14 protein-coding genes are annotated in these 20023 nt (G+C 65.9%); 6 read left to right on the forward strand and 8 right to left on the reverse strand.

What is annotated here, in order from left to right; all coding sequences use genetic code 11:
* The first annotated feature begins 2 nt into the window (after positions 1–2).
* Genes bcsE through NCS67_RS30855 form a run of 6 tightly spaced genes read left to right on the forward strand, consistent with a single transcriptional unit; the run spans position 3 to position 7166 of the window.
* Entirely contained in the window at positions 3–1859 is a 1857-nt protein-coding gene (gene bcsE, locus NCS67_RS30830) for a cellulose biosynthesis protein BcsE (RefSeq protein ID WP_250437832.1), read from the forward strand.
* Between the two features lie 4 nt (positions 1860–1863).
* A complete protein-coding gene (locus NCS67_RS30835) occupies positions 1864–2076 on the forward strand; it encodes a hypothetical protein (protein WP_175982192.1) in 213 nt (70 codons plus the stop codon).
* Positions 2073–2840, forward strand: coding sequence for a cellulose biosynthesis protein BcsQ (gene bcsQ / locus NCS67_RS30840; protein WP_250437833.1), 768 nt, complete (start codon positions 2073–2075; stop codon positions 2838–2840). The genes NCS67_RS30835 and bcsQ overlap by 4 nt, the downstream gene beginning before the upstream one ends.
* A complete protein-coding gene (gene bcsA / locus NCS67_RS30845) occupies positions 2837–5368 on the forward strand; it encodes a UDP-forming cellulose synthase catalytic subunit (RefSeq protein WP_250437834.1) in 2532 nt (843 codons plus the stop codon). The genes bcsQ and bcsA overlap by 4 nt, the downstream gene beginning before the upstream one ends.
* Positions 5369–5382: 14 nt before the next feature.
* Positions 5383–6939 (forward strand): cellulose biosynthesis protein BcsG, encoded by a 1557-nt coding sequence (gene bcsG / locus NCS67_RS30850; RefSeq protein WP_008345791.1) that lies wholly within the window; start codon positions 5383–5385, stop codon positions 6937–6939.
* The gene (locus tag NCS67_RS30855) at positions 6936–7166 is read left to right on the forward strand and encodes a hypothetical protein (protein WP_008345789.1); all 231 of its coding nucleotides are present in this window, start codon (positions 6936–6938) and stop codon (positions 7164–7166) included. The genes bcsG and NCS67_RS30855 overlap by 4 nt, the downstream gene beginning before the upstream one ends.
* Here NCS67_RS30855 and NCS67_RS30860 read toward each other — a convergent pair.
* From NCS67_RS30860 to NCS67_RS30895, 8 genes are all read right to left on the reverse strand, one after another.
* Positions 7155–7337 (reverse strand): hypothetical protein, encoded by a 183-nt coding sequence (locus tag NCS67_RS30860; protein WP_250437835.1) that lies wholly within the window; start codon positions 7335–7337, stop codon positions 7155–7157. The two genes, NCS67_RS30855 and NCS67_RS30860, sit on opposite strands and share 12 nt — an antisense overlap.
* Before the next feature lie 18 nt (positions 7338–7355).
* Entirely contained in the window at positions 7356–8786 is a 1431-nt protein-coding gene (locus NCS67_RS30865) for an efflux transporter outer membrane subunit (protein WP_250437837.1), read from the reverse strand.
* The gene (locus NCS67_RS30870; RefSeq protein WP_250437838.1) at positions 8779–11916 is read right to left on the reverse strand and encodes an efflux RND transporter permease subunit; all 3138 of its coding nucleotides are present in this window, start codon (positions 11914–11916) and stop codon (positions 8779–8781) included. Before NCS67_RS30870 ends, NCS67_RS30865 begins: the two co-directional genes overlap by 8 nt.
* 6 nt (positions 11917–11922) lie before the next feature.
* Positions 11923–13059 carry an efflux RND transporter periplasmic adaptor subunit gene (locus tag NCS67_RS30875; RefSeq protein WP_008345783.1) on the reverse strand — a complete coding sequence of 379 codons (1137 nt, stop codon included), beginning with the start codon at positions 13057–13059 and terminating at the stop codon, positions 11923–11925.
* A gap of 383 nt (positions 13060–13442) precedes the next feature.
* The gene (locus NCS67_RS30880; protein WP_250437839.1) at positions 13443–16184 is read right to left on the reverse strand and encodes an EAL domain-containing protein; all 2742 of its coding nucleotides are present in this window, start codon (positions 16182–16184) and stop codon (positions 13443–13445) included.
* A 135-nt stretch (positions 16185–16319) separates the two neighbouring features.
* Complete coding sequence (locus NCS67_RS30885; protein WP_250437840.1) at positions 16320–16784, reverse strand: hypothetical protein; 465 nt, start codon at positions 16782–16784, stop codon at positions 16320–16322.
* The gene (locus NCS67_RS30890; RefSeq protein WP_008345777.1) at positions 16785–18698 is read right to left on the reverse strand and encodes an RICIN domain-containing protein; all 1914 of its coding nucleotides are present in this window, start codon (positions 18696–18698) and stop codon (positions 16785–16787) included.
* 76 nt (positions 18699–18774) lie between these two features.
* A complete protein-coding gene (locus tag NCS67_RS30895; protein ID WP_250437841.1) occupies positions 18775–19434 on the reverse strand; it encodes an SCO family protein in 660 nt (219 codons plus the stop codon).
* Positions 19435–20023 lie beyond the last annotated feature (589 nt).

A 20023-nucleotide genomic window follows, 5' to 3' on the forward strand; every position in this document is an offset into this window, starting at 1 on the left:
CCGTGAACGACGAATCGAACCGATCCAGTGGCGCGACGAGCCTCATCGCCGCGTTTGCGCGCTTCGTGCGCGCGCGCGTCGCGGGCCGCGATGCCGCGCCGGGCCGCATCGGCGTCGATGCGCTTCCCGACGATCTCGCCGTGCTCGCGCCGGGCGCGCTCTACGCGGTGCACGTCGCGCCGCGTTCGCCCGAATGCGATGCGCTCATCTGGGCCACGGGGCGGGCCGCGAACACGCGCCATGTGAGCGTCGTGCTCGCGCGCGAGCGTGCGGAAGCGGCGGCGCGTGCGCGCGAACTGGGCTTTTCGGGCGCGGCGGCGCAAGGCTGGCCGCGCCGACTGAACGTGCTCGCGATGCCGAACGAAGCCGCATCCGCCGATGCCGATTCTGAACCGCCCGCTCTCGCGCTCGCGCGCCTTTACGGCGGCCTGCGCGCGCTCAAGCGCTTTGGCTTTCGCGCGAACGCGCTGTATATCGTCGAAGGCGCGGAGCGCTGGTTCTCGTGGCGCGATCCGGCGGCGCTCGCGCGCGAAGGACGGCTGTTGTCGAGCTGGTGCGAGACGCGCGGCATCACGATGATCCTGCTGCTCGGCGACATCGCCAGCGATGACGATTTGGACATCGACGAAACTCAGGCTTCGGCAAGCCGCAGCGAACTGAACGGCGCGTGCGCGGGCGTTGCGCGCGTGCGGCGCTCGCACGGCGAACTGCTGTGGCAAGTCGATTTCTGGCGCGCGGGCCGCGCGCTCGCCACCGGCGACGTGCACGCGTTGCGCTTCAACGAAGCCGGCCGTCTGAGCATCGCCGCGCCCGAGCGCGCGGGCGATGCGCGCCGCGATGCGCGTCTCGCGCCGGACGAAGCGCGCGTCGTCGTGAGCCGCGCGGTCGTCGGCGACGAGGCTTGGGTGCCGCGCGACTGGGAAGTGCTCGCGGACCGCGATGCGGTCGTCGCCGCCTGCGATGGCGCGCGCGGCGCGACCGTCGTGCTCGCGCATCGCAACGGCGCGCAGCTCGAAGCGCTGTGCGCCGCCGTGCACACGCTGCGCCGCCGCTGCGGACGCGCGCTCAAAATCGCCGTGGTCGAACGCGGCGAAGTGCTGCGTCATCAATATGAATTGCTGATGCTGAGCCTCGGCGCGAATCTTGTCGTCGGGCGCGACGTGCCGTTCTCGCGGCTCGAATCGCTGTTGCAGTCGCTGCAAGGCCAGCTCTACACGCGTCCGCTTTTGTCCGATTACCGCACGGCGCTCGCCGCGTCGCTCGCCGATGCCGCGCTCGGCTATCAGAACGTGGCGGCGTTCTGCGCGCAGACGCAAGGCGCGCTCGCACGCGGCGCGGTGCTGCGTCTGCCGCATGTGCTCGTGAAGCTGACGCTGCCGCCTGCGCTCGCTCACGTCGATGCGCTCGCGTGGTGCCGTCCGCGCCGCGCGGGCGATGTCTTCACGGCGGACGCGTCGCATCTGTACGTGTTCCTGTTCGGCTGCCGTCTCGCCGATGCCGACGCCGCGCTCGCGCGCATCTTCACCGTGCCGGTGGAGCGCGTGGCGAAGGACGTCACGTATCTGTCGGACGACGGCATCGGCGCGCAATTGCAGGCGCTCGAAGCGGAGAACCGGCGCGCGCCGTCGGCGGATTACAGCGATCTGTTCGCCGCGACCGCGCCCGTCATCGCGATGGAAGACAAGGCGGATGCGGCTACGGAAAGCGAATCCGTGCGCCGCTCGCGCGCCGAACTCGACGCGCTCGACGCCGTGCTGAACCAAGAAGCGCGCAGGAACGCGACCGACGAAGGTCCGTTGCATCCGCCCGCGCGCCGCGCCGTCCGTGCGCATATGCCGCTCGCCGAACCGGGAAACTGAAACGATGGACACCTTGCTCATTTCGATGCTGATCGGCGTGCTGGCCGGCGTGCCCGCGTGGATCGTCTGGCAGCGCGCGGGCGCGCGGCGCGGTCTCGTAGCCGCGCGTGGTTTCGATCCGCGCGACGCGGTGCCGTGCCGCATCGAGCCGGTCGTGCTCAACGCGCGTCTCGTCCCCGATGTCGATGCCGCGCCGAAGGACGCCTCCCGCCCATGAAAACCATCGCGCTCATTTCGACGGCGGGCGGCGCGGGCCGCACGACGCTCGCCGCATCGCTCGCGACGCTGCTCGCCCGGCGCGGCCGCGCCGTGGTCGCGCTGGACTTCGATCCGCAGAACATGCTCGGCGCGTATCTCGGGCTGGACGCGTTCGCGGCGGAAGGCATCGGCGGCGCGCTCGCCGATCCGTCGCGCAAGTGGCACGAATCGACCTGGCGCAACGAGGACGGCGTGCTGTTCGTGCCGCACGGCGGTCTCACGCCCGCGCGATCCGCCGCGTGCGAAGCGCGTCTTTGCGAGCATCCGCGATGGCTCGAACGCACGATCGGCGAGATCGGCTTGCCGGAGACCGGCGTCGTGCTGATCGATACGCCGCGCTATCCGTGCTCGCATGCGGATCACGCCGCGCGCGCCGCCGATCTCGTGCTCGCCGTGTGCCCGCCTGAGCCGGCTGCGTGCGCGACGCTCGTCGCGCGTTTGCCCGCGCTGCGGGAATCGTGCGCGGATGTGCGTCTCGTCGTGAATCGCCTGAATCCCGCCCGCGCGATGCAGCGCGACGCGCTCGCGATGCTGCGCGCCGCGACCGGGAACATGCCGCTCGCGCAACGCATTCATCTGGAAGCGTCGATGCCCGAGGCGTTTTCGCGCGGCGCGTGGATTTTCAACGAAGCGCCGCATCTGCAGGCGTCGCACGATCTGCACGGTCTCGCGCAGCACGTCGATGCGTGGCTGCCCGCGCTCGCCGCGAGCGAGACGGCATGAAGCGCGAACCAGGCTCCCGCTCGAACCGCGCGATCGGCTGGATCGCGCGCGGGCTCGGCGTGCCCGACACGCGCTCGGCGTTCGACTGGTGCGTGCGTCTCTTCTTCAAGCCGCCGCGCGCGGGCAAGCGCGACATCGCGCGGGACATGCTGCGCGCGTTCGTGCTCGCGTGGGCGCGCGAGTGGGGCGTCATCGACGTGCGCAATCCTTGGTCGTGGCTGCTGCGCGCGTTCGTGCGCCCGCCGCGCGAAAACGCGAAGCCGCTCGCCGCGTATGCGCGGGCCGCGCTCGGCCTGATCGAACGCGCGCTCACGCCGCTCGCTCTCGCGCTGATGTGGATGAAGCGCCGCATCGATGCCGCCATCGACGGACTGCCGTGGGCGCGCTTCGGCGCGCGGCTCGAGGGCGGCGCGAATGTCATCGGCAAGAAGCGCTGGATGCTGCCCGCGCTCGTCGTGATCGGCGGATTGCTGTGGGCGGTCGTCGGCACGTCGCCGCTCGCGTCGGGAAGCCAGTTCGTGTTCTTCGCCGTGCTGATGATCGCGGCGCTCGTCATCCGCCGCATTCCGGGGCGCATGCCGGTGCTGATTCTCGCGTCGCTCGCGCTGCTCGTCACCGCGCGCTACGTCTGGTGGCGCACGACCGAGACGCTCGACTTCCGCACGCCCGGCGAGGCGATCGTCGGCTACGCGCTCTTCGGCGCGGAAGCCTATACGTGGATGATCCTGCTGTTCGGCTTCGTGCAGACCGCGTGGCCGCTCGAACGCGCCGTGTCGAAGCTGCCCGACGATCCCGCCGACTGGCCGAGCGTCGATGTCTTCATTCCGACCTACAACGAGCCGCTGTCGGTCGTGAAGCCGACGCTTTTCGCCGCGCAAGGCATCGACTGGCCGCGCGACAAGCTCAATATCTGGCTGCTCGACGACGGCCATCGTCCGGAGTTCGAGGCGCTCGCGCGGGCGGCGGGCATCGGCTACATCACGCGCGACGACAATCAGCACGCGAAGGCGGGCAACATCAATCGCGCGCTCGCGAAGACGCACGGCGAATACATCGCCATTTTCGATTGCGATCACGTCCCCACGCGCTCCTTCCTGCAAGCGACGATGGGCACCTTCTTCGCCGATCCGAAATGCGCGCTCGTGCAGACGCCGCATCACTTCTTCTCGCCCGATCCGTTCGAGCGCAATCTCGACACGTTCCGCCGCGTGCCGAACGAAGGCAATCTGTTTTACGGGCTCGTGCAGGCGGGCAACGATCTCTGGAACGCGACGTTCTTCTGCGGCTCGTGCGCGGTCATCAAGCGCGCGCCGCTGGAAGAGGTCGGCGGCATCGCGGTCGAAACCGTGACCGAAGACGCACACACGGCGCTCAAGCTGCATCGGCGCGGCTATACGACGGCGTATCTGCCGACGGTGCAGGCCGCCGGTCTCGCCACCGAAAGCCTCGCGAGCCACATCAAGCAGCGCACGCGCTGGGCGCGCGGCATGGCGCAGATTTTCCGCATCGACAATCCGTTTTTCGGGCGCGGGCTGAACTTCTTTCAGCGCCTGTGCTACGGCAACGCGATGCTGCACTTCTTCTACGGCATTCCGCGCCTCGTGTTCCTCACCATGCCGATGTGGTACCTCTTCTTCCAGATGTACTTCATCAACGCGGCGGCGACGACCATCGCGGGTTTCGTGCTGCCGTACATCGTCATCGCGAACATCGCGAACTCGCGGATGCAGGGCAAGTTCCGGCATTCGTTCTGGGCCGAAGTCTATGAGTCGGTGCTCGCGTGGTATATCGCGCTGCCGACGACCATCGCGTTCTTCAGCCCGAAGCATGGCAAGTTCAACGTGACGGACAAGGGCGGGCGCATCGACGAGACGTATATCGACTGGGCGATGAGCAAGCCGTATCTCGTGCTGCTCGGCCTGAACGCGCTCGCGATGTCCGTCGGCATCGTGAAGCTGATCGCCGGCGCGGGCGACGAAGACGCGACCATCCTGATGAACGTGTTCTGGACGCTCTACAACCTCGTGATGCTCGGCGCGGCGGTGAGCGTCGCGCGCGAGGCGAAGCAGGTGCGCGTCACGCATCGCATCGCGATGAACATGCCCGCGACGCTCGTGCTCAACGACGGCAGCAGCATCGCGTGCAGCACGAGCGATTACTCGACGGGCGGGCTCGGGCTCGTCGTCGGCGAAGGATTGCTGTCGCTCGAAACCGGCGACACGCTCGGCGTCGTCGTGAGCCGCGGCGAGCGGCAGTTTCACTTTCCGGTGCGCGTGACGCGCCTTTCCGGCACGCATCTGGGCGTGCGCTTCGATTCGCTCACGCTCGAAGACGAGCGCCGTCTCGTGCAATGCACATTCGGCCGCGCCGATGCGTGGATCGAATGGGACGAGCGCACCGAAGACGACGCGCCGCTCAAGGGCCTGAAGGAAGTGCTGCTGATGGGCTTCGAAGGCTATGCGCGGCTGTTCGGCGGAGCGCGCCGCGCGCTGCTCGACAAGCTCGCGCTCGATGGCCGCCGCTACTGACGAGAAGAACGAAGATGACCTTCTGGAACCTGTATTTCATCATCAAGATCGCGCTCTTTTCGACGGGGCATCTGAAGCCGATATGGCTCGCGAACATCGCGTTCGCGGTGGCGCTCGCCGCGAGCTCGCCGCTGCGCTCGCGCATCTGGCGGGCGGTGCGGTTCGTCGCCGGGCTCGGCATCGGTTTGCCGCTGATGTATCGCGAGGCGAACGTGCCGCCGTTCGGCCGCATCGTCGAGGAATTCGGCAATCTCACGACCTTCAGCTTCGGCTACTGGCTCGAGTTGCTGCCGCGCTTTCTTCCGCCGATGCTGCTCGCCGTCGCGCTCGGTCTGCTCGTCGCGTATCTCGTCGTCAATCGCTGGCTGCGCGTCGCGACCTTCGTGATGATCGCGCTCGTCGCGCTGCCGGTGTGGCAGGGCGCGAATGCGGTGCTCGCGCGCATCGAGGCGAAGCCGCAGGGCAATGCCGTTGCCGCAACTAACCGTCAATCCGCGGACCCCCTGGATTACAACGCGACGCTCGCGGCATTCAGAGCGAAGGAGTCGCAGCGACAGGTGAGCTTCGGTCATCTGTCGAGCGATCCGAAAGAGCAGTTCGACGTGATCGTGCTGCACATCTGCTCGCTGTCGTGGGACGACCTCGATGTATCGAAGGAGCGCAATCATCCGTTCCTGTCGCACTTCGACTATCTGTTCACGAACTTCAGCACGGCGGCGAGCTACAGCGGCCCGGCGGCGATTCGCGTGCTGCGCGCGTCGTGCGGACAGGAAGCGCACGCCGATCTGTACAAGGACGCGCCCGCGCAGTGTCATCTGATGGCCGATCTTGCGCAGGCCGGCTACACGCCGCAGGTCACGTTCAATCACGACGGCCACTTCGACAACTTCACGCAGCTCGTGAAGGAGAACATCGGCGTGCCGAACGTGCCTTTCGTGCCGAACACGGCCGCGCCCGTCGCGATGCACGCGTTCGACGGCTCGCCGATCATGGACGATTACGGCACGCTCGCGAACTGGTACGCAGAGCGCGCGCGGGAGCCGGGACCGGTCGCGCTGTACTACAACACGATCAGCCTGCACGACGGCAACCGCCTGCCGAACAACAAGATGACGAGCCTCGAGTCGTATCCGCTGCGCGTGGCGAAGCTGATGAGCGATTTCGACAAGTTCGCCGATCTGATCCAGCAATCGGGGCGGCGCGCGGTGATCGTGTTCGTGCCCGAGCACGGCGCGGCGCTGCGCGGCGACGCCAATCAGGTCGCGGGCCTGCGCGAGATTCCGACGCCGAGCGTGATCCACGGGCCGGTGGGCGTGCGGCTCGTCGGCTTCACGGGCAATCACGGCGCGACGACCGTCATCGATCAGCCGACCGGGCATCTCGCCATCGCGCAATTGCTGTCGAACCTCGTGTCGAACAGTCCGTTCAAGGCGGGCGTCACGCTGTCGCAATACGCGGCGAATCTGCCGCAGACGCCGATGATCGGCGAGAACGAAGGCACCGTCACGATGAAGACCGCGACGGGCTATGTCGTGAAGACGCCGGACGGCGTATGGGTGGATCAGAAATGAACACGCTGAACAAGGAAGCGCGCGACCGGCATGATGTCGTCGCGCTTGCGGAGCGCGTCGCCGGTCTCGACGCCGCGCGCTATTTCGATGCCGAAGCCGACGAGGAATTGCGCGCGGCGGTGACGCGCTGGCCGGTGCTCGCGCGGCTGATGGCGCTCGCGCCCGTCAGCGCCGACGACGATCAGCGCGCGATGAGCGGTTGCGCGACGGCGCCGTCATCGGCGTGATCGCGCGGGCGTCGATGGGCCGGAATCGCTCGTGTCGTACAGACGTTCCGGAATGAACAACGTGCCGATGCCGCTCGGAATGAACACCGCGCCGACGAGCAGAAAGCTCACGCCGAACGAGAACTGCGTCGCGATATGGCCGAGCGCGACAGGCGACGGCCCTCGCAGCACGAATGAAGCGCGTTCTGACTATTTCGCCGCCGTCTCCTGCACTTGCGCATCCTTGCGCCAGCCGCCGCCCAGCGCCGTGTAGAGCGTCACCATGTTGGTCTGTTGCGCGGCGCGGTCGGTCACGAGCTGGGTCTGCGCGCTGAACAGCGTGCGCTGCGCCGTGAGCAAAGTGAGGAAGCTGTCCAGGCCGCCGCGATAGCGCGCATTGGCGATGTCGTAGTACTGCTGCGCGGCATCGACATACTGAAGGTCCGCGGCGGTCTGATCGACATACGTGGCGCGCGCCGCGAGCGCGTTCGACACCTCCTTGAAGGCGGTCTGGATCGTGCCTTCGTACGCCGCGACGTAGATGTTCTTCGAGATCGTCGCGGAGTCGAGCGAGGCGCGCAGACTGCCGAACTGGAAGATCGGCACGCTGATCGACGGCTCGAACGCCCACGCGCCCGAACCCGCCTTGAAGAGCGACGACAGCCCGTTGCTCGCGACGCCGCCCGTCGCGGTCAGCGAGACGGTCGGGAAGAACGCCGCGCGCGCCGCACCGATATACGCGTTCGCGGACTTCAAAGCATGTTCCGCCTCGATGATGTCGGGCCGCTCCGTCAAGAGCGTCGAAGGCAGGCCCTCGGGCACGGCGGCGAAGAGCGGTTCGTCGGGCAAGGCGCGATCGTCGGGGAAGCCGTCGGGCAACGGGCAGCCGATCACCGCGATCAGGTTGTTGCGATCCTGCTCCACCGCGCGTCGATACGCGGCGAGATTCGCCATTGCGCTCGTCAGCGATGTGCGCGCGGACTGCACGTCTTCCATCGAGCCGCTGCCGAGATTGGCCGCGCGCAGCGTCGTCTCGTAGGTGTCGCGATACGAAGCCACCGTGCGTTCCGTCACGTCGAGCAGGGCGCGATCCGCGAGCCATGTCAGATAGTCGCCCGCCGTGGTGGAGATGAGGCTGATCTGCGTGCTGCGGCGCGCCGCGTCCGTCGACAGATACTGCTCCAGCGCCTGATCCTTCAGGCTGCGGATGCGGCCGAAGAAGTCGATTTCCCACGCGCTCGTGCCGAGTTCGAGGCTGGTGGATTTCGTCGTCACGCCCGACTGGTGCGACGCGCTATGCGTGCCCGTCGCCGTGATCGACGGCCCCAGTTCGGCGCGCACGATCCGATACTCCGCCTCGTATTGCGCGACCTTCAGCGCTGCTTGCCGCAAGTCGCGGTTGTTCGTCAGCGCAAGCTCGATCAACTGACGCAGATACGGATCCCGCACGAACGAGCGCCAGTCGGACAGCAGGTCGGCAGCCGATGCCTGTTGTTGCGCGCTCGTCGATTCGTACTGCGGATAGGACGCGGGCATCGGTGCGGCGGGCCGCTCGTAGTGAGGCTCGAGCGTGCACGCGCCGAGCGCGAAAACCGTCAGCGTCGCCGCGACGATGCGGCAGACAGCGAAGCGCTTATTCATGAGCGGCTCCTTCCTTCTTCCTGTTTCCGAAGCCCCGAATCAGCACGAAAAATACTGGCACGAAGACGATGGCGAGCAGCGTCGCGGCAATCACGCCGCCAAGCACGCCGTTGCCGAGACTCTCGCGGCTCGATGCGCCCGCGCCGCTCGCGAACGCCATCGGCAGCACGCCGAAGCCGAAGGCGAGCGAGGTCATCACGATGGGCCGCAAGCGCAGATGCGCCGCTTCGATCGCCGCCTGACGCACGCTGTGACCGCGCTCGTGCAGGGACTTCGCGTACTCGACGATCAGGATCGCGTTCTTGGTCGCGAGCCCGATGGTCGTCAGCAAGCCGACCTTGAAATAGATGTCGTCGGTGAAGCCGCGCAGATGCGCCGCGACCAGTGCCCCGACGATGCCGAGCGGCACGACGAGGACCACCGAGAACGGCACGGACCAGCTTTCGTACAGACCCGCGAGACAGAGGAACACGACGATCAGCGAAAGCGCATAGAGATACGTCGCCTGCGAGCCCGCGAGCTTCTCCTGATACGACTGGCCGGTCCACTCCATCGCAATGCCTTGCGGCAACTGCGCGACGAGCGCTTCGATCGCGTTCATCGTGTCGCCGCTGCTGACGCCTTGCGGGCTTTGCGCCGTCATCTCCATCGAAAGGCTGCGATTGTAGCGTTCGACTTGCGGAGAACCGGTCGTCCAGTGGCCCGAGGCGAACGACGAGAACGGCACCATCTTGCCGTCGTAGCTGGTCGTGCTCGTCGTCGTATTGCTCGATGTCACGAACCATTTGCCGATATCGGCGGGCATCATGCGGTATTGCGGCAGCGCCTGAACATAGACCTTCTGGATGCGCCCCGTGTCCACGTAATTGTTCACGTAGGTCGAGCCAAACGCGGTCTGCAGCGTGTCGTTGATATTGGATGCGCTGACGCCGAGCGCCGACGCCTTCAGGTAATCGATATCCACGGCGTACTGCGGCACGTCGGCCATGCCGGCGGGACGCATACCGGTGATCTTCGGATCCTTCGCGGCAAGAGCCAAGAGCGTGTTTCTCGCGGCGACAAGCTGATCGTGACCCAGACCGGCCATGTCCTTCAGTTCGAAATCGACACCGCTGTAACTGCCGAGACCTTGCACGGCGGGCGGATTCATCACGAAGACCTGTCCGGCGCGCAAGCTGCGAAAGTGCGCGTTCGCGGCGCCGACGATCTCCGCCGCGGACTGGCCTTTGCCCTTGCGATCCTTCCAGTCCTTGAGCTTGACCATGGCCATCGCCATGTTCTGTCCGCTGCCCGACACGCTGAAGCCATCGAGCATGACGACGTTCTCCACTTCGGGAAGCGCCGTGAAATACGACTCGACCTGCTTCTCCACGACGTTCGCCTGCACGCTCGAGCTGCCCGCGGGCAGATTGACGATGGTCATCAGCGTGCCCTGATCCTCATCCGGCAGGAACGACGATGGAAGCTGCCAGTACAGCAGCGCGGCCACGCCGCAGATCGCGGCATACGCGGCCATCCAGCGCAGCGGGCGCGCAACGAGGCGCGTCACTACACGCTCGTAACGGCGCGTGCCGCCTTCGAATGTGCGCTCGAACCACGCGAAGAAGCCGCGCCGCTGATGTTGCGGATCGACCGGGCGCAGCAGCGTCGCGCACAGCGCGGGCGTGAGCGTCAGCGCGAGCAGCACGGAGAGCACCATCGCCGACGTGATCGTGAGCGAGAACTGACGATAGATCTCGCCCGTCGAGCCCGACATGAACGCCATCGGAATGAACACGGCCGTCAGCACGGCGGTGACGCCGATCAATGCGCCGCCGATCTCGCCCATCGCCTTGATGGTCGCATCGAGCGGCGACAGGCCTTCGCTCAGCAACCGCTCGACGTTCTCGACCACGACGATCGCGTCATCGACCAGAAGACCGATGGCCAGCACCAGCGCGAACAGCGACAGCACGTTGATGGTGAAGCCGACCGCGGCGATCAGCGCGAACGTGCCGAGCAGCGCGACCGGCACGACGATGGTCGGAATGAGCGTCGCGCGCAGGTTGCCGAGGAACAGGTACATCACGAGGAACACGAGCACGACGGCTTCGAAGAGTGTCGTGATGACCTCGGAGATGGACGCGGATACGAAAGGCGTCGTGTCGTGCGGAACGCTCAGTTGCACGCCGCCCGGCATCTGCTTCTGCAACACCGCGAGTTGCGCGCGCACGGCCTTCGCGACCGACAGCGCGTTCGCGCCGCTTGCGAGCATGATGCCCATCGCGGCGGCGGGCTTGCCGTTCAGACGCGACGTCATGTCGTAGGAGTCGCCGCCGACTTCGACCGCGCCGACATCCTTCAGATACACGCGCGAGCCGTCCTGATTGACGCGCAGGAGAATGTTGGCGAACTCGTCCGAAGTCTTGAGAAAGCCGCGCGTCACGATGGTCGCGTTGATGGCTTGCGTCTTCGTCTGCGGTGCGCCGCCGATCTGCCCGACGGAAAGCTGCGCGTTCTGACTGTCGATGGCGGTCGTGACATCGCTCGGCATCAGGCCGACGCTGCGCAGCTTGACGGGATCGAGCCACACGCGCATCGAGTGCTGCGCGCTGAAGAGCGTCACTTGCCCGACGCCGCTGATCTGCGTGAGCGGATCCTGCACCCGCGTCGCGAGTAGATTGCCGAGATCGACGGTGTTCATGCGGCCGTCCGTGGACGTGACCGATACGACCATCAGGATGTTGCCCGCGGTCTTGCTGACCTGAATGCCCTGTTGCTGAACGGCGCTCGGCAGCGATGCGTTCGCTTCCTGCACCTTGTTCTGCACCTGCATCGCGGCGACGTCCGCATTGGTGCCCGACTTGAACGTCAGCGTGATGGTCGCGGTGCCCGCCGAGCTGCTCGTCGACGACATGTACATCAGATTGTCGATGCCCGTCATGTCCTGCTCGATCACCTGCGTGACCGTGGTGGCGAGCGTATCGGCGGATGCGCCCGGATAGGTCGCGGTGATGCGGATCGACGGCGGCGCGACGTTCGGATATTGCTCGACGGACAGCGTGCGGATCGAGAGCGCGCCGATCAGCATCACGACGATGGCGATGACCCATGCGAGCACGGGCCGGTGAATGAAGAAACGGGAGAGCATCGTGCGTCAGTCTCCCTTGGCGAGCTGCGCTTGCGCATCGCGTTCGACGGGCGAGACCTTCATGCCCGCGCTCACCACCTGCAGATTGTCGGTGGCGATGCGCTCGCCCGCGCGCAGGCCGCGCGTCACGATCCAGTCGTTGCCGTGCGCCGTATCGGCGGTGACGGTGCGGCTTTCGACGACGTTCTGCGCGTTCACGACGAGCACGGTCGAGGTGCCGCCCGCGCCGCGATTCACGAGCGTTTGCGGCACGAGAATCGCGTCCTGCTCGCCTTCGTCGAGTTGCGCCTGCACGAACATGCCCGGCAGAAGCTGATGCTCCGGGTTGGGAATCGATGCCCGCAGCGTGATCGAGCCGGTGGTCTGATCGACGGTGACATCGGAGAAGAGCAGCGTGCCGGTATGCGCGTAGGTCGCGCCGTCTTCGGTCTGCACCGTGACCTTGCTCGTGCCGGGCTTCAGCGCGCCGGACGCGATGGCCTTCGAGAGCCGCAGCGCTTCGGTGCTGGAACGCGTGACGTCGAGGTAGAGCGTGTCCATCGACTGGATGGTCGTGAGCGCCGTCGATTGTCCCGACGTGACGAGCGCGCCGACCGTCACCGCCGACTTGCCGATCTTGCCGCTGATCGGCGCGACGATGCGCGTCCGCGCCAGATTCACGCGCGCGGTTTCGAGCGAGCCGCGATCCGTGACGATATCGGCGCGTGCCTCGTCGGCGGCGGCGGCGTAGTTCTCCACGTCCTGCGCGCTCACGCTCTTGATCTTGAAGAGTTCCTGATAGCGCTTCGCCGTGACGTCGGCGGCCTTCGACGTGGCGATCGCCTTTTGCAGCGTGCCGAGCGCGGTGTCGTACGCGGCCTGGTAGCTCGCGGCATCGAGTTGATAAAGCGGCTGGCCGGCCTTGACCGTCGAGCCTTCGACGAAAAGCCGCTTGGTCACGATGCCATCGACTTGCGGGCGCACGTCGGCGACTTCGACCGACGAGAGGCGTCCGGACAGATCGTCCACGATGTCGATGCGCTGCGCCTTCAGCGTCATCACGCTGACTTCGGGCGCATTCGCCGCGGGTGGCGCGCCGGCGGCGGCGGATTTCTCGCCGCACGCGGACAGCGCGAAGGCGGCGGCCGCGACGAGCGCGAGCATTCGCGCGAGCGGGGCATGGGCAAACGGCGGGGCAAAAGCGTATTCGTTGTCTGGCATGTCGGAAGTGGAAGGGCTGGCGTCGCGCGGGAGTTCATCGCTTGATCGGGGAATGCGATTCCCGCCGCCGTGCATCGGACGAGCCGAAGGGCGGTTCACAACGTGACGAGAGGATGTCGCGACGCGGATTGCAGGCGTCGATCAGGAGAGACAGCGCGAAGTATTGCCGAGGGCCCAACGATAATCGCAGCGCGCGCCGAAATCAACTAAGTCTTTGATTTATATCGACATTCACATAATGTGTCTGAATTGACACGATTCGGCGAAGCGCTCGCGACGGAGAATCTAGCGCATTCGCGTGGCATTGGGAATCGGCGCAAACGCCGTCAGGCGATGCTCGGCGCGAGCGCCGATTGCAGCAGCGATATTTCGGCCAGTTCCGGTCGCATCGGGCATCCCAGCCAGAAGCCCTGTACTTCGTCGCAGCCGTTGTCGATCAGATAATCGAGCTGATCCGCCGTTTCCACGCCTTCCGCGACGACGCGTATGTCCAGCGCCTGGCCCATGGCGATGACCGCCTTCACGATGACTTCGTCGGCGCGCGAGCAACCGATGCCGCGCACGAACGACATATCGAGCTTGACCCGATCGACCATGAAGCTGCGCACGTAGCCCAGGCTCGAAAAGCCCGTGCCGAAATCGTCGATGGCGATCGACACGTCGAGCCTGCGCAGCGCTTGCAGCGAAGGCAGCGCGCCGGGCGCCATGAGCGTGCTTTCGGTGATCTCCAGTTCGATATTGCGCGGATCGACACGCGAGCGTTCGAGCACGCGCGCGACCATCGCCGGGACGTCGCTGCGCTCGAACTGCACGGGCGAGACATTCACCGCCACCACGACGAACGGCGACAGCCTCGCCCATTCGCCGGCCTGCCGGCACGCCTGCTCCAGCACCCATTCGCCGATCTGCACGATGAGCCCCGTGCTCTCCGCGAGCGGGATGAACTGCGCGGGATTCACGAGGCCGAACTCCTTGCTCTGCCATCGGAGCAGCGCTTCGAAGCCTTCGACCCGCCGCGTGCGCAGGCAGATCTTCGGCTGATACAGCACGAACAGTTCGTTCTTCGCGATGGCGAGTCCCAGCGCCTTGACCATGGCGCTGCGCGCCGTCTCCGCCGCCGCGATCTCCGGATCGAAAACCTGTATCGAACCGGCGTGAAGCGACTTCGAGCGATACATCGCCGCATCGGCGGCGCGCAGCAGCGTCTCGGCGTCGCTGCCGTGATCGGGAAAGAACGCGACGCCCATGCTCGCGACGGAGACGACGGTGGCATCGGCGGCTTTCATCGGCTGCGCGAGAAGCGCCGCGATCTGCCGGGCATGGGCGAGGCATTCGTCCTGGCTCCGGCCCGGCAGCAGCACGACGAACTCGTCGCCTGCGTAACGCGCGACGAAACCGGGCGGCGTGACGCTCGATTCGAGCCGTCGCGAGACTTCGCGAAGCACATCGTCGCCGGCCGCATGACCGAGGCTGTCGTTGACGTCCTTGAAGTTGTCCAGATCGAGGAAGATGAATCCGAGCCGGTCGCCGTTGCGCCGCGCGATCCGCACGGCGTGGTCGAACAGTTCGCCGAGCGCGAGCCGGTTCGGCAGACCGGTCAGCGGATCTTCGAGCGCCTGGCGCTTCAACTGCTCCTGATGGCGCACGCGCTCCGTCACGTCGCTCAACACCGTGATGCTGTGCGTGACGCGTCCGTGGTCGTCGAGAATCGGACCGACGTAGGTATCGCTCCAGAACGTCGAGCCGTTGCTGCGCGACATCTTCAGCAGTCGCGATGCTTCGACATTGCCGCGCATCGCGTGCGTCAGCGATCCGGTCTCGGGCATCGCGCGATCCCAGCCGAGCGCCGCCTGCGTTGGTGCGCCGAGCACATCCGCCACGCGGCGGCCCGTCAGGCGCTCGAACGCGGTGTTCGCATACGTGATGCGGTGCGAGCCGCAAGAGAGATGCGAAATGACGATGGCGTCGCGCGTCGCTTCGAGCGCGCGGCTGCGAAGGTGCAGTTGTTCCTTCGCGTTCTCGTGCGCGGTGACGTCGTGAGCGGTGATGAAACACGCCTCGTGACCGCCGAACGAAAGCAGATGAAACGACACGTCCACGAAGATGACATCGCCATCGAGCCTGCGATGACGCCGGATGCCGCCCGCGCCCGAACCGGCTCCCGACTGCACGTAGCCCGCGAGATCGAGCCGGAAGTTCGCGACTTCTTCGGCGGGGCGCAGATCGAAGATCGTCAGCGCGTTGAGCTGTTCCAGCGTCGCCCGGTACTGACGTTGCGCCGCCGCGTTCGCGGTGAGAATCGCGCCGTTCCCGACATCGAAGATCAGCATCGCGACCGGATGCTGGTCGAAGTACTGGCTGAAGCGTTTCTTGGCTTCATCGGCGACGATGCGCGCCGCGTTCTTCGCGAGCGCCGAGCGATGCCGGCTCGACGCCGCGAACGCGAGCAGCAGCATGCCGGCGGCGAGACCCACGATGAGCGCGATGCGCTGCTTCAGAATCTGCGATTGCGCTTTCTCCTGCATGCTGGCGATCAGCTCCCGCTCGTCGCTGCGCAGCAGGGCGAGAATGTCCATGATCGATTTCAGCGACGCGTTGGCGAGCAGCAACCTTCCGGAGTCGACTGCGGTGCCATGCGACGCAAGCGCGACGTTCGCCGCGGCATCCTGCAGCGCTTTGGGCCATTCGCCGCTCAGGCGTCTGAGTTCCGCGAGCTTTTCGGCGGCGGCGGGCGAATCGGCGAGCAGCGCATCGAGATGGTTATAGGCGCGCGCCACCATCACCGCGCGGGCGATGGGCCACGCGCGCGATTCGAACGTGGCCGAGCCGACGCCCTTGAGGAAGTCGGTGTTGGCGGCGAGATGCAGATCGACGAGCAGTTCGAGCTCCGAGCCGACGTCGAGCGCCCGGCGCAATTCCCGCTCGCCGATGTCGCGATCGACGGTGATGGAAACGGCGGCGAGCGCGGCGAGGCACAGCCCGGACGCCGACAGCGTCGCCAGAACCAGCGTGGTCGCGAAACGCCGGCGAGACCACGAGATCAAGGTTCTGAGGCGAAGGTGAAACATGGTCAATCCTGTACACGGTTTGCATGTTTTACGACCTTCGTCGAAAGCTCTTTAGCGGGTTAAGCCCTTATTGGAATGATTCTTCTGACGGTTGAGGCAATAAATACCTCTCGCCGGAACGCGTAGCGCCCGCGCTCATCGATGCATGACGTATTGCCAAAGCGCCTGGCATTCGGTATCGGCGATGCGGTAGTGGGGCATCGACTTGCGCAGCAGCACGCCCGCCGGATCGATGCCGTCCTTCACGGCGCGGCAGAAGGACGTCGCGTCATAGTGACTGAGCGGCCCGCCACGGCGGCTTGCGACGCCGAGCAGGGCGTCGTGCGTCAGCGGCGGCGCGAACGCGGGCTTCGTCGATGTGCCGACGTGGCAATTGACGCATCGCGTCGCAAAGGAAGGCAACGGGCGCTCGTCGTCGCGCAGATGCGCGGTCATCGGATGTTGTCCGTTGAAGATCGCGCAGCCCATGTCGGCGGGGTCGCATGCGGTCTGCGCGCGCGCAAGCGGCACAATTGCCACGACCGCGACGAATGCGACGACCGCGACGAATGCGACGCGCATCGCCGCGGCCCGCGCCTCGAGGAAGCGGCGTCGGGCCATTCAACGCACGCGCAGCACGCGCGAAACGCTCGGCACGCCGTTGGCGTTCAGCGCGAACAGCATGTAATAGCCGGGGACGACGACGCCCGGATCGGACGGAATGTTCAACTGGAATTCGCCCGCCGTACCGACGCTGAACGTGAGCGGCACACGTCGTTGCTCGTTGTTCAACGAATGCGTAACCGATGACGAGCGCATCAGCACGAATGCGCGCGTGCTGCGGCTGGCCGTCACCACGATCGTCGTGCCGAGCTGCGCATCGCTCGGAACGGAGCTGAGAGTCGGACGCGACGCGGCGGAACCGTCCGAGTTGAGCAGGTACGGCGGCGTCAGGATCTCGATGTCGGTGTGATTGGTCGAGCATGATCCGCACAGACCCCCGCCGCCGCTCAGCACGCGTCCGTCGTTCAGCAGCAGCGCGACGCTGTGATAGGTGCGCGGCACGGCCTGCTGCGCGAGCGGGGAAAACGTGTTGGTCGCGGGGTCCCAGAGTTCCGGGGTGAGGACCGCGTTGTTGTCCGAGAAAGGCTCGGCGAAGGTCTGTCCGCCGATCACGACGACCTGTCCGTTCGGCAGCACGACGCTGTTGTTGAACGCGCGCCGGTAGCTCATCGGCGGGATGGTCCGCGTCGTCGCGTTGCCGCTGCTGATGTCGATGAGCGTCGCGTTGGCCGTGGCCGGCGACTGATCGTAGCTCGGCGCGCCACCGACCGCGAGAATCTTGCCGACGTCGTACATGACCGCGTTGCCGTTCATCGCGTCGCCGTCGCTGCCACGGTTGCCGGCCGGGCTCACGTTGCCGTTGCCCGCCGTATCGAACCAGTGCATCGCCTTGCTCGGTCCCGCATGGAACACGCGTCCGTTGCCGACCGCGAACATCCACGCGTGATTGTCGGAGCGGAACACGCCTCTCGCGTCGTTCGTGACGATGTAATCGTCGAGAATCGCGCTATTGATCCGCCAGCCCGAACCCGAGGTCCACGTTTCGCCGGACTTTCCTCCGAGCCCTCCGCTCCACGAGCCGCCCATGACGAACACGTTGCCGTTGCTCAGCGTCACGCTACCCTGATAGCCGCGCGGGATGTTCATCTGATTGCCCGCGGTCCATGTGTTGGTCGTCGGCGAATAGATGCTGGTCTGCCGCACGCTCAATCCGCCGGTCACGAAGATGCGGCCATCGGGGAGATTGGAAATGCCGGGGCAGAACATGTCGTGCGCGGTATTGGTCACGATCACTTGCGAACTCGTGCCGTTCGATGGATTGAAGATCGCCGTGTAGGTTCTCGCCGGCGGATTCGCGCTGTCGGTGAAGTCGAGCGGCGCGTCGGCCGACCAGACGAGCACGTTTCCATTGGGCAGATTGGCGGCTTGCAGCGGGACGAGCGGCAACTGATACGGCGTCGTCCACTTCGACGGCAATGCGGCTTGCTGTACCGGCAGGCCGGCCACTTGCCACGTTTGCGTCGCGCTTCCGTTGCACACTTGCTGCGATAGTTGATTGCCTTGCGACGTCGTGCTCGATGCGGTCACGCACAAGCCGCTATGTCCCGCGACGATCGCGTAGCCCGCGCCTTGCGGCGTCAACGAGAACGCCTGATTCGCGCCGCCATTGCAGGTCCACTGGATGACGGGGCCGCCCGGACTCTGGCTTTGGCCCGAGACGTCCATGCACAGGCCGCTGTTCTGATTGATGAGGTTGTAGCGCGTGCCGGTCGCTGACGGAAACCACTGCTGATTCGCGCCGCCCCAGCAGGACCACGTAATCACGGGCGCGCCCGGCGCCCTCGATTCGCCGCTCACGTCGGCGCACAGGCTGGTGCCGCTCAGCGTGATGGGCGCCGAGCTTTGCGCGCGCGCGGCGTGCGGCATGCCCGCCAATGCCAGCGGCAACGCGACGAGCAGCAAGAAGCGCATGCATCGGACGAACAGGCTTGACGCGTGGCTCGTCGAACGGATTCCAGGCATGGTTGCACCCCGTACATGAAGCGGGTTACGTACGTGCGAGCGCGCCGAGCACATCGCAGATGTCTTCGACGCGAGGAAGATCGGCGCTTCGCCAGCGCAACATCCCGTTGGCATCGAAGCAATAGACCTGGGTGGAATGGTCAGCGATGTCGCCGAGAGGCGCGTTGCTGCCCGAGAGCGCCACGCGCATCCGGTCGACATCGGCGAGTGCCGGCGTCGCTGCATTCCAGGCGGAACCCGCCTGAAAGCGCGCGAGCCATGCGCGCAATGCCGACGGCGAATCCGAAAGCGGATCGATCCCGACCGACAGCAATTGCACCGGACGACGCGCGCGGATTTGCGGTATCCGTTCCTGAACCGCGTTGAACAACGCGCCTTGCAAGGGACATATCGTGCCGCAGCCGGTATAGACGGTTTGCACTGCAGTCACGCGCTGATGCAGCAAGTCGCTGAGCAGACGCTTCTTGCCGGTCTGATCGACGAGCCATGCATCGTCGAGACGGACTGGCGGCGTGACGAGTCCGAGATCGCCATGCTGCGCGAAGGAGGGCGACGACACTGCACCCAGAGCGAGCGCGGCCATGTGGCGAAGCAGCGAGCGGCGAGCCGATGAGCGCGCGGGCGCCTGCATGCCGGATGTCATTCGGTCGGGCATCGTTTCGCGGATTTCCGAAATCGTCGTCATCGGCACGTTCCTGGTCCCGGCGAGGGCTCTCAAGGTGAGACTTGCATGTCGGACATCCGGACAGACGGCCTTGCGATTTGCATGACCATTGGCCCAAAGATTAGCAGCCCAAATCGGCAAAAAAAGTTCGAGACGCGAAATAAGTAGGTAGATATGTGCACTCCCCCACATTCGTTTTTACAGCCCCGGCAACATGTCATCAACGACGCGCACGATTTCGAAAAGTGCAATGTAAAACCTGCGCGATTGATTCACTCCGCGATTTGCGATAGCTTTCAGTCGGTAAAGAGCCTTCCCCGTTACGCCCGAACGTTCGGTGACAAGACTGCTCTGGTTCTCCGTCACCATTCCGCGAAGGCGCGCGAGTCGCGAGCAAAGCTGACGTGCTCTTTTGTAAGCCAGGTTCGTCGCTCGCCCTCCGTTTCCCGATGTTCAATAGCGGCCGAATTGCGTCCCTCGGGGCGCTCGACGGCTTCCTCGCTTCGCTGATGCGCTGGTTTGCGGGTACACGCTGCTATGGGGCATCACGATTGCTCTGTTGCAGCACCGATGTCGCCCGACACCGCGTTGTCCGTTCCGGCCCCTTCCG

Origin of the sequence: Caballeronia sp. ATUFL_F2_KS9A (assembly GCF_023630765.1) — a bacterium.
Classification (GTDB): Bacteria; Pseudomonadota; Gammaproteobacteria; order Burkholderiales; family Burkholderiaceae; genus Caballeronia; species Caballeronia zhejiangensis.